This window comes from Burkholderia sp. HAN2018 (assembly GCF_024704855.1).
Classification (GTDB): domain Bacteria; phylum Pseudomonadota; class Gammaproteobacteria; order Burkholderiales; family Burkholderiaceae; genus Burkholderia; species Burkholderia cepacia.
Genome location: NZ_QOBB01000019.1, coordinates 48,650 through 61,287, shown reverse-complemented (window position 1 = coordinate 61,287; position 12,638 = coordinate 48,650). Strand labels below are relative to the sequence as shown.

The following is a 12,638-nucleotide window of genomic DNA, read 5'->3' as shown; positions in this document are numbered from 1 at the left end:
CCGAGGCCGCCGTCGTCGCGGCGGCGGACCTGCCGGCCGACGCGGCGGCGTCCGCGACCGAAAAGCGCGGGCTGCTGGCCATGGTGCGCTCGCTGATCGGCTCGCTGGTGTCGTTCATGGCGTCCGTCAACGGCGGCGCCGTGCCCGGATCGACCCTGCACGCCGACGCGCCCGGACGGCTGCCCGGCCCCTGGAGCGTCGCATGAGCGCCGTACGGCGCCGCCGCGCGCGCGGCTTCACGCTGATCGAGATGATGGTCGCGCTGACGCTGCTTGCGCTGCTCGCCACCGTTGCCTTGCCGCTGACCGATCTCGCCAGGCGCCGCGCCGACGAAACCGAGCTGCGCCGCGCGCTGGTCGTCATCCGGTCGGCGCTCGATGCCTACAAGGCGGCGGCCGGCGAAGGACGGATCGAGCACAGCGCCGACGCGAGCGGCTATCCGCCGGATCTGCGCACGCTGGTCGAGGGCGTCGAGGACAAGACTTCCCCGAACGGCGCGCGGCTGTATTTCCTGCGCAAGATTCCCGCCGATCCGATGTGCGAATGCGACGGCAAGGCGCCCGACGAGATGTGGGAAACGCGCAGTTACGCGAGCGATCCGGCATCCTTTTCGTCGGGCGAGGACGTGTTCGACATCCGTTCCACCAACCGCAAGGAGGGCATCAATGGCGTCCCGTACAACCAATGGTAGACGTGCGCGTCGCACCGCCGGCTTCACGCTCGTCGAACTGCTCGTCGTCATGGCGATCATCGCGGCGCTGACCGCGTTCGTCGCGCCCGGCTATCTGAAGCAGGGCGACCGCGCGAAGGAAACCGTGCTGCGCCACAACCTGAATACGCTGCGCCAGTCGATCGACGATTATCGCGCCGACCACGGCCGCGACCCGGCCTCGCTCGAGGCGCTCGTCGAAAATCGCTACCTGCGCGAAGTGCCGCTCGACCCGGTGACGGGCAAGCGCAATTCGTGGCGCCCTCTGGCCGGCGACAGCGGCGGCGTGGCCGACATCAAGAGCGGCGCAAAGGGAAACGCGCTCGACGGAAGCAGCTATGAGACGTGGTAACCTGCGGCAACGCCCGCGCACCCAACGCGGCATCGCGTATCTCGGCGTGCTGATGCTCGTCGCGGCGCTCGGCCTCGGGATGACCGAGGCAACGCGCATCTGGAGCACCGTTCAGCAACGCGACCGCGAAGCCGAGCTGCTGTTCGTCGGCGACCAGTATCGCGCGGCAATCGAACGCTACTACGGCGCAGCGGGGCAAAACCGCTATCCCGAGTCGCTCGACGCGTTGCTGGAGGATCGCCGGACCTTGCCGACCCAGCGCCATTTGCGACGCCTGTATGCCGACCCGCTGACCGGGTCGACCCGATGGGGGCTCGTGAAGGCGCCGGACGGCGGCATCATGGGCGTGTTCAGCGAAGCGGCCGGCCGGCCGCTGAAACGCCAGGGGTTCCCGGTCCGGTACGAGTCGTTCGGCGACCGCGACACGTATGGCGAATGGATTTTCGTTTACCTGCCGCCGGCGCCCGGCGACGGTGCTGCAAACGCGGCCGGCACGTCGGCAACCGGAGCCGCACACTGAAAGCGGAAACAACATGATCGTTGCAATCCTGGAAGACATCGTGACGCAGGCGGGTGTCGTGGCCCGCTGGCTGGAGAAGGCCGGCTACGAAACCGAGGTCCGCCACGACGGCGAGAGCTTCGTCGAACTGGTACGCTCGACGCGCGTCGACGTGCTGCTGCTCGACTGGGACGTACCCGGCATGTCGGGCATCGACGTGATGCGCTGGGCGCGCGATTCGTTCGCCGACGCGCTGCCGATCATCATGATGACGCAGCACGACGGCGAGGACGACATCGTGTTCGGCCTCAACAATGGCGCCGACGATTATCTCGTCAAGCCGCTGCGCGAACGCGAACTGATCGCGCGCGTGAGCGCCCAGGCGCGGAAGTACTATCCGGAAACGCAGCGGGCGAAGATCGTCGAGGTCGGGAAATTCGCGCTCGACACCGGTACGCACGTCGCCACCGTGGACGGCGCGCCCGTCGAACTGGCCCGGCGCGAGTTCGATCTCGCGCTGATGCTGTTCGAGAGTGTCGGCCGGATCGTGTCGAAGGACATGATGATCAAGCACGTATGGGGCGTCGTCGACCGGAAATACGACGCGACGCTGGCGACCTACGTGAGCAAGCTGCGCAGGAGTCTCGGGCTGCGGCCGAAGAACGGGCTCGTCATCACGACGATCTACAACTACGGGTACCGGCTCGAGCGGACCTGATCCGTTCGCAGCCGAACGCGGCCCGCGCGGCCGTGACGGGCAGGCGCCGCGCGCGTTGAGAAATCCTTCATGAACTTTTACGTCGCGCGGCACGGTCAAGATAATTCTCATCTTTAAATCATGTCGATCCACCGATCGACACCCGATCAAGGATGTTGAATCATGTCTTCCGTTTCCCTGCCGCACGTGCGGCACCGATCACCCCAGGTCCGCCGATACGATCGGCTCTCCCGCGCGATGCACTGGATCTTCGCGGCCATCATTCTCTACACGATGGTTGCCGGCATCTCGCTTCACTTCATCACGCAACCGGCGATCTGGGGCTTCGTGTCGACGCTCAACATGTCGCTCGCGACCTGCCTGATCGCGCTGTTTCCGCTGCGGTATCTCTGGTCGTTCTTCCGCAAGGCGCCGCCGGAAATTCAGTCGATTCCGGAAAAGCAGCGTGCGGTCGCGCATCTGGTGCATTCGCTGATCTATGCGCTCATCGCCGTGGTCCTCGTGAGCGGCTACCTGATGGTGCCCGAAGGGTACTGGCTGTTCTGGACGGTATTCGTGAAGACGCCGTTCTCGGCAGGGCCGGTGACGGAGCACTGGTTCGCCCTCCACAAGATCGCCTGCTACACGCTGGCGGCCCTGGTGGCAGCGCATGCCGGTGCCGCGCTCAAGCATCATTTCGTGTCGAAGAACGATGTGTTGAAGCGCATGCTGTGATCTCGCATTGTGTCGACATCCCTCCATCTCGCAGGGCGCGGCCCGCGAATCGAGCTGCCCTCACGGAAACGTGAACGTCAACTCGGCGGCGCCGCTACGGATGTATTGCGCGCGCAGCGGAATCGTCGCCATGTTGCCCAAGCGTTTCATCGGGTACTGCCCGGCACTCATCGGATCGCCACCGGCAATCCACTCCCCGGTCGATGCGTCGGTCATCACGAGGTTGAAACCCTGCGCCACCGCGCGGGCTGCCGGCGCGCTCAACTACAACAGCGTCTTGTCCGCGTTCGGTTGTGCGGCCTTTTCGCGCAAGCCGATGGTCGGCTTCGCGGAGGCCGCGCAATTGCCGAGCGAGATGCCGTTCGACAACACGTCGCCTTTGTCCGGAACGGTGACCGATCCGCCGCCGCCGATGCCGAGATTGCCTGCTCCCGTATAGCTGATCGGCAGCTTGCACGGGATTCGGCGGCGTGGCGGTGGCCAGCACGTCGTCCGGATGAAATCACCGAATCCCCTGGAATAGAGGCGGTTTTAACGAAAAAGCCATCGTGTGAATGGGCGCTCGAGATCCTGGCGCCGTCCCTCGATGCGGCGATCGCCGGCACCCCTCCATACAGCCCGACAGGAACGCAAAGGAAGGAAACCCCGCAGCCGCCCTATCGACGCAGCAGCGACAAGAACAAATTCATGCAAACCGCCGGTCCGGCATGCGATTGATCGGGAACGGCGAGTCACGTACAGTGTTCGCCTGTCTCCCTGCCGGAATCGCCATGCCGATCGGATTTCAGAAGATGAACGCAAACGGCGACGACTTCGTCATCGTCGACCTGCGCGGTCAGGATCAGGAACACGCGCCGCGTATCGACCGCGACCTCGTGCGGCGCATGGGCGACCGGCACAGAGGCATCGGCTTCAACCAGCTTGCCGTCGTGTCGGACTGCGACGACGCGGCGGCCCGCGTCGCGTTCTGGAACGCCGACGGCTCGCCGCTCGACACCTGCGGCAGCGCGACGCGCGGCGTCGCGCGGCAACTGATGCGGGAAACCGGCATGGCGTCGCTCGTGCTGCGGACCCGCCGCGGTTATCTCGTGTGTTCGCGGGAGACGAACGGCCTGATCACCGTCGAGATGGGCACGCCGCTCACCGGCTGGCGGGACGTGCCGGTCGCCGACGCGCTCGACACCCTCGCGCTGCCGCTGCCCGGCGCGCCGGCCGCCTGCAACATGGGCAACCCGCATTGCACGTTCTTCGTCGACGACCTCCACACGATCGACGTCGCGGCGCTCGGCCCCGCCATCGAAACGCATCCGCTGTTTCCGCAGAAAACCAACGTGCATTTCGTTCAGGTCATCGATCGCACGCATATTCGCCTGCGCATCTGGGAGCGCGGCGGCGGCGTGCCGCTCGGTTCGGGATCGTGTTCGTGCGGTGCGGTCGTCAACGGCATCCGGCGCGGGCTGCTCGACGATACGGTGCGGGTGACCTGCGACGGCGGCGACGTCACCGTTCGATGGGACGGCGCCGGCAGCGTGCTCCTGAGCGGGCCGGTTTCGTTCGGGTTCGACGGGGTGTGGGTGGACGAAGAGAAGCCGGCGATCTGATCGCCGGCATGCGCGGCATTCACGGCGTGTGGCGGCGCACCGCGCCGGTTCGCGCGCGATGCGCAGCCGCATCGGCATCGATCGTCGGGGCAATTCGCCCGGAGCCATGATGCGAGGCCGAGCCCCCGCCGACTTGCGCCGACTCGCATGGTCATCGACGAACGGCGGTCGCCGGACCCGGCGCGGTGCGCGCCGGGCTGCGATACATCGAATCGACGATCAGTGCTTTTCGTCGACCTTCTTCGGCTTCGGCGGCGACGGCACCTTCGCGTACTGGAACGCAGGCGTCGCCTTCAGCGCTTCCTTCGTCGCGCCCGGCAGGTAGATGTTGCCCTTGCGCACGTCGAGCGACGCGATCGGCACCGCGACGTCGTGCGCGGCCACGCCGAGGAAGCCGCCGGCCGACACGATCGCCGCGGACACCGAGCCGTCCGGCGCGACGATCAGGTCGCGCACGGTGCCGACCTTCTGGTTGTCGTCGTTGTAGACGGCCTTGCCGAGCACGCTCTTCTTCACGCTCCAGCCTTCGAGCAGCGCCTGCGATTGCTCGACTGTGACGCTGATCGGCTGCGCACCCGCGATCTGCGCGTGCGCGCTGACGCTCGAGGCGAGGACGGTTGCTGCGATGAGGGTCTTGTAGAACTTCATGTGTATTGCACTCCGGTTCGGTTGTTGTTGATTCCGGGGGCGAAGCGAGGCAGGCGCAACGGCCGATCGGTGAGCACCCCGCGCTTCGTCGGTGGCGTGGCGGCCGGCCGCACCGCCACTGCGTGCGTGCATGACGGACCGGCATGGCCGGGCCGCAGCGTGCAACACGACGTTCATGTTAGCCGCATTCGACGGATCATGCGTTCGGGGTGCAACGTGGCAGGTGGGGCGATCCGGACCGAGATCAACGAACGCGCGGATATTCGATGCCGCGCGGCGGCGGCCTGTCGATCAAACCGTCCGGCTTTCCTCGATCAGCTTGCGGGATGCGAAAAGTTCGGCATCACTACGAATGCCGAGCTTGCGAAACGCCGATTGCTTCTGCGCGCTGATCGTCTTGGGGCTGCGGGAGAACTTCGACGCGATGTCGGATACGGACATGCCGGCGAGAAAGCAGCGCAGCACCTCGTGCTCGCGCGGGCTGAGGCGCAGCTCGGCAGACGATGCCGATTCGGGCGGCAGCGTGCCGTCGCCCGCCGCCTTCGTGTCGGCCATGCGCGGGTCGGGCGTCGCGCTCGATTCCATCCGGGCGGCCAGTTCGGCGCTGATGTACGAACGGCCGCCCGCGACGACACGGATGGCATGCGCAAGCTCGCCGAGATCCTCGCTCTTGCCGAAGAAGCCGAGCGCCCCCGCGCGCATCGTCATGTTGACGGTCGCCGGCGTATCGCTGCTCGACGTCATCAGGATCCGGCATTTCGGGAAGCGCGTATTGACGAGCTTGACGAGATTGAGGCCGTCGATCTCGCCGGGGCCGAGCGTATAGTCGAGCAGCACGACATCCGCGTGATTCGCTTCGAGCCAGCGAATCAGGTCGCGCGACTTCGCGAAACTCGCCGCCACTTCGATGCCGGTTTTCTCCGTCAGGTAACTGGCGATCCCGTGCTGGACGACGGCGTGGTCGTCCAGGATCACGACCCGGATCGGCTGGTGCTTTGGCCTCATTGCTAACCCTTTCTTTATTTCGGTACGACCGTAGCCGGCTGTGCGTTACTGCTTGTCGTCGCAAGCGGCCATCGATGTCATCGGTTATTGGAGTTAGCTTACCGGCTTTCCGGCTAATTTTTAACCCTGTCGGCTAAACGGGGCCGAGGCTTTTCGGCCTGGTCCCCCGCCGCAGGGCGGCGTTGCGCTTCCCTGGCGCGCGACCTATGATGGCGAGCCCGTTTTTCGGCGGCTCCCGGGTTCGTCGGGGCGACCGATGCGGACCCGGCCGCCGCGCGCCGCGATGGACGGGAACCACGACGCCGGAGCGGGCCGGCGCCGCCGCGGCCACGCCGGTATCGCGGCCGGTTCGGTTGCAACCCGAACGATAACGCAAGCGAGGAAAGGACGTGAGCATGGTGAGTTTGAAGGGTTGCGCCGTCCTGATCGGCATGATGATCGGGTTGCTGCCGGCGCCCGGAGACGCGGCCGATGCGCCGCGGTTTACGGCGGAGGAAAAGGCCTGGATCGCCGCGCATCCGGTGGTGCGCACCCGCGTCGATTCGAGGTGGCGTCCGTTCGAATTTCGTGAAAACGGCAAGGTCGTCGGCGTGGTGCCGTCGTTTCTCGACGCCATCGCGCGGATCAGCGGGTTGCGCTTCGAGTATGTCGACGACGTCACTTGGCGCGACTCGATGGACGCATTGCGCTCCGGCCGGATCGACGTCGTTCCCGACGTGACCTGGCGCGGCGCGTCCGATGCACTTCAAATGCCTGGCCCCGGCACCGCCTCCGGTGCGACGGCGGGCGGCGGCGCCACATTGCTCCGCAGCGACCTCATCGTCAGCCGCCCCTATTTCGTCGGCACCGTTTTCGTCATTGCGTCCGAACGCCAGAACCTGTTCGTCGACTCCCGCAATCTCGCCGGCCGGCGTGTCGCGATCAAGGGCGGGGGCGCACTGGAAATCGCGATCCGCCATGGCGACATCCCCGTAACCCTGCTGACCTACGACGACGAACGCGACGCGCTCGAGGCCGTCTCCCACGGTGACGCGGACGTCGCCATCGGCCCCGACATGTCCATCCTGCCGCTGCTGCAGCGGCAATACCGCGACAAGCTGTTCGTAACGGGCGGCCTGCCGGACAGCCCGTATGCGCTCGCGATCGCCACGCGCCCCGACATGCCGGTGCTCGCCTCGATTCTCGACAAGTCGCTCGCGGCGATCCCGGCGCGCGACGCCGAGTACATCGCACGTCAATGGATCGAATCGGCCGACTATGGCAAGCCGTCGCTGCACTCGATCCTTTACTACCGGCGCTGGCAGGTCACCGCGGCCGGAGCCGGCCTGCTCGCGCTGGCCGCAATCGCATTCGTTTCCTGGCGCTCGCGCGTCGCGGCCGTGCGCAGCGAGCGCGACAAGGCAATGTTCTTCGCCTTCATCAGCCACGAGATCCGCACGCCGATGCATACGATCCTGTCGTCGCTGGAATTGCTGCAACGCTCGGCGCTGCCGCCGAAGCAGGCCGGTCGCGCGGACGCGGCGATGGCCGCATCGGAATCGCTGCTGACGCTGCTCGACGACATCCTCGAATACTCGCGCCTCGAATCGCACAACGTGACGCTCGCGCCCGAGCCCACGCATGTCGAGCCCTGGGTGCGGCGCAGCGCCGACATGGTGCGCTGGCGAATCGACGAAAAGAAGCTGAGCCTGGCGCTCGAACTCGCGTGCCCGCCCGGGCTGTGCGTGCTGATCGACCCGGTGCGCACGCGGCAGATCGTGCTGAACCTGCTCGTCAATGCGATCAAGTTCACGTCGGCCGGTTCGGTTGCGCTGCGCGTCGACTATCTCGGCGGCAAGCCGGACCATGCCGGCTCGCTCGTGATCGAGGTCCGCGATACCGGCATCGGCATTCCGCCCGAACGCCAGCGCCGCATCTTCGAGCCCTACCAGCGCGTCGAGCATTCGGGTAACCGTCGCGTCGGCGGCAGCGGATTGGGACTGTCGATCTGTCGCGAACTGGTCGACCTGATGAAAGGCGTGATTACCGTCAGCAGCAGCCCCGACAAGGGCACCATCTTCACGGTGATCGTGCCGGCACGGCGCATCGCTCACATTCAGGCGTCCGACACGACCGGGGCACAGAAGACGACGTCCGACCCGTCGCCGCCGGCACACGGACTGGCGCCAGTCGAAGCCGACACGCGGCAGCCGGCCGGGAGCGGCCCGATGATTCTCGTCGTCGACGATCACGAAGCGGTTCAACATGCGATCGAACATCAACTCGACGCGCTCGCGTGCCGCTCGGCGGTTGCCTGCACCGGCGAGCAGGCCCTCGCGCAGTTCGAGCGCACGGCATTCGACATGGTGCTGCTCGATTGCGACCTGCCCGACATCGACGGCTATACGGTCGTGCGACGCATGCGCGACAGCGAACGCCTGCTAGAACGGGCGCGCACGCCCATCATCGCGATCTCGGCGTCGACCGGCGACGCGCATCGCGAGCGGTGCTTCGACAGCGGCATGGACGGCGTGCTGGGCAAGCCGCTGCGGCTCGATGCGCTGCGCCAGATGATCGACCTGTGGTGTCCGGCCGGCACGGCGGACGAAATCGCGCCACCGGCGCAGGACACGCGGTCGGCACAAGCCGATTTCCGGGCGATCTATCGGCAAAGCGTCGATGCGGATCTGGCGGTGCTCGGCGATGCGCTGTCGAATGACGATGCCGATCGCGCCCGTCATGCGTCGCACCGCATCAAGGGTGCCGCGGCCGTTGCCGGCCATGCGGCGACGAGCGAACTGGCAGCCGAACTCGAGCGCCGGCTGCAGTTCGCATCCGGCCCCATGCCGCCAGGCATCCGGGCGCTCGGCGACGAACTGTTGCGCCTGCATCGCGCCGACATGGCCGGATCGGACGCCCGCGGGCACGATTCGGGCAACGCAGAAACATAGATGGCCCGCGTGGCCGGAAACCCGGGCCCCGGCTGCCGGCGCGCGTCGCGGCCCTATGGCGCGGTCGACGCAACCGGTGCGCCATCCGCATCGGCCGGACACCAGGTCGCGATCGCCTGCCGGAGCGTTTCGAGCCGCAGCGGCTTGCCCAGCACGCCGTCCATGCCGCTTTCCAGGCAACGCGCCTTGTGCGCATCGCCGGACTCCGCCGAAATCGCAATGATCGGAACATGCGTGGCCTTTCGCGCGGTTTCCTCCTGACGAATCATTCGCGCGAGTGCATAACCGTCGATGTCGGGCAGATTGCAATCGAGCAGCACCATGTCGATCCGGCCCTGCGCGAGATGCCGCAACGCATCGTCGCCCGCGCCGGCGACGATGCCGACACAGCCGAGCGCGTCGCATTGATCCTGCAGCGCGGCCCGCACGGCTTCGTGATCGTCGACGATCAGGACACGCGGTGCGCCGCGATGCATCGGCGCTGCCGCTGCGTCGGCCAGTGTCGGCGGCGCCGCGGCGGCCGGTGTCGACGGCACGCCGTCCACTGCCGTCGCCGGCAATTGCACCGTGAATACCGTTTCGACGTGCGGCGTGCTTTCGACCGCGATCGAGCCGTGCATCAACTCGACGAGTTCCCGGCAGATCGCGAGCCCGAGCCCGCTGCCGCCGATGCCCTGTTGCGGCGCACGATCGGCTTGCCAGTAGGTGTCGAAGACCCGCCCGAATCGTTCGGGCGCGATACCGATGCCGGTGTCGCGCACTTCGAGGTGCAACACGCCGTTGCGCCCGTGGCGGGCCGCCAGATAGCGGACGCGCAGCGTAACGGCGCCGGCCGCCGTGAAATTGATCGCATTGACGAGCAGATTCAGCGCAATCTGGCGCACGCGAACCGGATCGATCAGGACGTGCAACGACGGCGCCCCCGAAATCTCGAGCCTCAGCGCCAGCGCCTTTCGCTCCGCACGCCAGCGCACCATGTCGACGGTTTGATGAGCCCACGCCTCGAGCTCGGTCGTTTGCGGAGCCAGCGTCACCTTGCGCGATTCGAGGCGCGAATATTCGAGGATGTCGTCGAGCAGCGTCAGCAGCGTTTCGGATGCCGATGCGGCCGCCTCCACGCGACCGGCCTGCAGCACGGGAAGCCGCGAGCGCTGCAGGAATTCGAGCGACGACAGGACCGTCTGCATCGGCGTGCGGATTTCGTGACTGACGAAAGCCAGGAACATCGCCTTGTCGCGCTTGCTGCGAATGGCCGCCGCACGGGATTTCCACATCAGGTAGGCGAGCACCGCGAACGTCAGCAACGTCAAGGCGATGGCCAGCACCACCGGCGCACGATAATGCACGATCGAGCGGATCGTCGGCTTGCCGTAGTCGCCCAGCTCGATCGAGTCCCGCGTGATCTCGGCCGTCTCGCTGACCGGAATGGCCGCGAGCGACTTGTCGATGATCGACGCGAGCACCGGCAGGTCGGCGCGCGAGAGCATCGCGAGCGACACCGGGCGGTCGGCCAGCATGCCGGACATGTAAAGCTGCCCGGTGAATTGCCGCCGCACGATCGGCAGGATCGTGACGTCGATGCCGAGCGCGGCATCGGCTTCGCCGTTGGCGACCGCGCCAAGCGCCAGTTCCTCGGTGTCGAACGTGAGCACATGGAGCGGCACGCCACTGTGGCGGACGAAGTACTCGACCGCACCGTGCCCCTTGATCGCGATGCGCCGCCCCTTCAGCCGTTGCAGACCAAAGATCATCGCGGAATCGTTGCGCGTCACGACGGTAAGCCGGCCGACCAGGTACGGCGCGCTGACCAGCGCACCGGCGCCGATGCGGTCCGGAACCAGCTCGCGCCAGACACCCGGCAGCAAATCGACCTTGCCTGACGCGAGCGCCTTGTACGCGTGTCCCCATTCGGTGCCCGGCACGGTCTGGAACGCGAGTCCGGTCATCTTCGAGATTGCGCTCAGATAGCCTGCGACAAGACCTGCGTGTCTGCCGTTGCGCATGTACTCGATCGGGTGCCAGTTCGCCTCGACCGCGATATGGACGACCGGGTGGTCGCCGATCCAGCGCAGCTCCTCTTCAGTAAAGATCGGCTTCCAGCAGGCGGTCGCGGCGCCCGTGCCGACCGAGAAGGTCAGCAGCATCGTCGTCAATACGTGGCGAAGCATGCGCCACACCGGGCGATGCGCGGAGAACCTTGCTTCCATGATCGATTCGTTTGGGGTAAAGGCGCTCGGCGCCGCTTCACGGGCGCCGAACGCGCTAGAGACTGGCTGACGACGGCGTAAACGTGATCGTCAGCTTGTTGGTGTACTTGCCCGGACGCTTCCAGGCCGACTGGAATTCCGGTGTCTCGAGTGTCAGTGGCGTCGGCGTGCAGACGACCGGCACCGAAATGCCCGGCAGCGATACCGAGCGACCGGCGCTGTTGTTCACGCCCTGGAGCCGCACCGTCTCGTTGTTCGGCAGCACGATGTTCTTGCCTGCGTACGTCAGGCTCACGTTGTAGTCGATACGCGATTCGTACGCACCGCTCTTGTCCGACGCGAGCAGCACGGAATACTGGCCCTTGTCGCGACGGTCGACCGTCAAACCGTCGCTCGCCGACACGTCGAACCACGTGCTCTGCGAGTTGTAGCCGTCGTACAGGCACATATCGACGTTCGACGTGCCCGACATTCGGCTGCCGTTCGGCAGCTTGCGCAGCTTGAGGTCGACCGTGGGCGTCGCGCTCGTGAACTCCGGCAGATAAACCTGGATGTTGTTCTTGTCGGTGACGTCCAGCTTGATTGACGCCACGAAAGTGGCGATCTTCGGGTTGATTCCGCCGACGTCCCATTGCCTCAGGTTCAGCTTCAGGTTCGCCTTCCAGGTTCCGCCCGACGGGAGCTTCTTCAGCTCCGCGACGGGGATCTTGACGAAAACATTTCGCCCATCCCAGCCTATGGCTGGGCAATTTGCCACGGTAGCGGATTGCGCCATCTCGATTGGCGTTCGCCCGGCCGACAAGCCTTCCGATATGGCGTTGCCGTTGCAATCGCGGTGGCGACTGTATGCACTTTCTCCTTGAAGCTCCAGCACGGCCGTGGCGCCCGTCTTTTCCTCCTTGAACGTAAGCCGGATCGTGGTCGAACTGCCCGCCGCGATCCAGACCGGTTCTTTCGGACACGCACCTGTCGCCGTGGCGGTGTCCGATTCGCACGTCCACGAATTCCGCCCCCATCGCTTGAAATCCGTCGTGTCATAGCCGCCCGACGCGTAGTTGAATACCACGACGTCCCCCGTCGGCGCGCCACGATCCAGCGTGGCTTCCACAGTATCGTTGCGGTTGGCCGGCTGCTGGGAGGCCGCCGATGCATCGAACGCGATCGCGCTCGACGCGACCGCCAGGACGATTGCCCGACAGCGAATTCGACTGATCTGAATCATTTGAATGACTGCTTCCTTGTGTACTCGAAATCG

At 66.1% G+C, this 12,638-nt stretch carries 13 protein-coding genes; 9 read left to right on the top strand and 4 right to left on the bottom strand.

Features of this window, described 5'->3' with window-relative positions; translation table 11 throughout:
• The 8 genes from DPV74_RS07135 to dapF form a co-directional block, all read left to right on the top strand.
• On the top strand, positions 1–206 hold a 206-nt coding region (locus DPV74_RS07135), incomplete at its 5' end, for a hypothetical protein (protein ID WP_205571895.1).
• Positions 203–691: a type II secretion system protein gene (locus DPV74_RS07130; protein WP_119336853.1), complete on the top strand. Its 489-nt coding sequence runs from the start codon at positions 203–205 to the stop codon at positions 689–691. The genes DPV74_RS07135 and DPV74_RS07130, both read left to right, overlap by 4 nt.
• On the top strand, positions 666–1,061 hold the full coding sequence (locus tag DPV74_RS07125; RefSeq protein WP_027790288.1) for a type II secretion system protein: 396 nt from the start codon (positions 666–668) through the stop codon (positions 1,059–1,061). The genes DPV74_RS07130 and DPV74_RS07125 overlap by 26 nt, the downstream gene beginning before the upstream one ends.
• On the top strand, positions 1,048–1,581 hold the full coding sequence (locus tag DPV74_RS07120) for a type II secretion system protein (RefSeq protein WP_027790287.1): 534 nt from the start codon (positions 1,048–1,050) through the stop codon (positions 1,579–1,581). The genes DPV74_RS07125 and DPV74_RS07120 overlap by 14 nt, the downstream gene beginning before the upstream one ends.
• Positions 1,582–1,594: 13 nt before the next feature.
• Complete coding sequence (locus DPV74_RS07115; protein WP_027790286.1) at positions 1,595–2,278, top strand: response regulator transcription factor; 684 nt, start codon at positions 1,595–1,597, stop codon at positions 2,276–2,278.
• A 162-nt stretch (positions 2,279–2,440) separates the two neighbouring features.
• Positions 2,441–2,992: a cytochrome b gene (locus DPV74_RS07110; protein WP_060372919.1), complete on the top strand. Its 552-nt coding sequence runs from the start codon at positions 2,441–2,443 to the stop codon at positions 2,990–2,992.
• 70 nt (positions 2,993–3,062) lie between these two features.
• The gene (locus tag DPV74_RS07105; RefSeq protein WP_162922975.1) at positions 3,063–3,431 is read left to right on the top strand and encodes a hypothetical protein; all 369 of its coding nucleotides are present in this window, start codon (positions 3,063–3,065) and stop codon (positions 3,429–3,431) included.
• A 331-nt stretch (positions 3,432–3,762) separates the two neighbouring features.
• Positions 3,763–4,593, top strand: a complete 831-nt coding sequence (gene dapF, locus DPV74_RS07100; protein ID WP_059693128.1) for a diaminopimelate epimerase — start codon at positions 3,763–3,765, stop codon at positions 4,591–4,593.
• Positions 4,594–4,812: 219 nt separating this feature from the next.
• Here the strand turns inward: dapF and DPV74_RS07095 are convergent, their stop codons facing one another.
• Together DPV74_RS07095 and cblR are read right to left on the bottom strand one after the other, a co-directional pair.
• Positions 4,813–5,241, bottom strand: a complete 429-nt coding sequence (locus DPV74_RS07095; RefSeq protein ID WP_059693130.1) for a PRC-barrel domain-containing protein — start codon at positions 5,239–5,241, stop codon at positions 4,813–4,815.
• A 291-nt stretch (positions 5,242–5,532) separates the two neighbouring features.
• Positions 5,533–6,246 (bottom strand): cable pilus system response regulator transcription factor CblR, encoded by a 714-nt coding sequence (gene cblR, locus DPV74_RS07090; RefSeq protein ID WP_059693132.1) that lies wholly within the window; start codon positions 6,244–6,246, stop codon positions 5,533–5,535.
• 395 nt (positions 6,247–6,641) lie between these two features.
• Between cblR and DPV74_RS07085 the strand changes: the two genes are divergently transcribed.
• Positions 6,642–9,176 carry an ATP-binding protein gene (locus DPV74_RS07085; RefSeq protein WP_119336851.1) on the top strand — a complete coding sequence of 845 codons (2,535 nt, stop codon included), beginning with the start codon at positions 6,642–6,644 and terminating at the stop codon, positions 9,174–9,176.
• A 53-nt stretch (positions 9,177–9,229) separates the two neighbouring features.
• Here the strand turns inward: DPV74_RS07085 and DPV74_RS07080 are convergent, their stop codons facing one another.
• Together DPV74_RS07080 and DPV74_RS07075 are read right to left on the bottom strand one after the other, a co-directional pair.
• A complete protein-coding gene (locus DPV74_RS07080) occupies positions 9,230–11,383 on the bottom strand; it encodes an ATP-binding protein (RefSeq protein WP_119336850.1) in 2,154 nt (717 codons plus the stop codon).
• 55 nt (positions 11,384–11,438) lie between these two features.
• On the bottom strand, positions 11,439–12,605 hold the full coding sequence (locus DPV74_RS07075) for a CfaE/CblD family pilus tip adhesin (protein ID WP_119336849.1): 1,167 nt from the start codon (positions 12,603–12,605) through the stop codon (positions 11,439–11,441).
• Positions 12,606–12,638 lie beyond the last annotated feature (33 nt).

Coding starts and splice junctions, on each gene's coding strand:
- DPV74_RS07130 (WP_119336853.1), top strand. CDS start 203: ATGAGCGCCGTACGGCGCCGCCGCGCGCGCGGCTTCACGCTGATCGAG.
- DPV74_RS07125 (WP_027790288.1), top strand. CDS start 666: ATGGCGTCCCGTACAACCAATGGTAGACGTGCGCGTCGCACCGCCGGC.
- DPV74_RS07120 (WP_027790287.1), top strand. CDS start 1,048: ATGAGACGTGGTAACCTGCGGCAACGCCCGCGCACCCAACGCGGCATC.
- DPV74_RS07115 (WP_027790286.1), top strand. CDS start 1,595: ATGATCGTTGCAATCCTGGAAGACATCGTGACGCAGGCGGGTGTCGTG.
- DPV74_RS07110 (WP_060372919.1), top strand. CDS start 2,441: ATGTCTTCCGTTTCCCTGCCGCACGTGCGGCACCGATCACCCCAGGTC.
- dapF (WP_059693128.1), top strand. CDS start 3,763: ATGCCGATCGGATTTCAGAAGATGAACGCAAACGGCGACGACTTCGTC.
- DPV74_RS07095 (WP_059693130.1), bottom strand. CDS start 5,241: ATGAAGTTCTACAAGACCCTCATCGCAGCAACCGTCCTCGCCTCGAGC.
- cblR (WP_059693132.1), bottom strand. CDS start 6,246: ATGAGGCCAAAGCACCAGCCGATCCGGGTCGTGATCCTGGACGACCAC.
- DPV74_RS07085 (WP_119336851.1), top strand. CDS start 6,642: ATGGTGAGTTTGAAGGGTTGCGCCGTCCTGATCGGCATGATGATCGGG.
- DPV74_RS07080 (WP_119336850.1), bottom strand. CDS start 11,383: ATGGAAGCAAGGTTCTCCGCGCATCGCCCGGTGTGGCGCATGCTTCGC.
- DPV74_RS07075 (WP_119336849.1), bottom strand. CDS start 12,605: ATGATTCAGATCAGTCGAATTCGCTGTCGGGCAATCGTCCTGGCGGTC.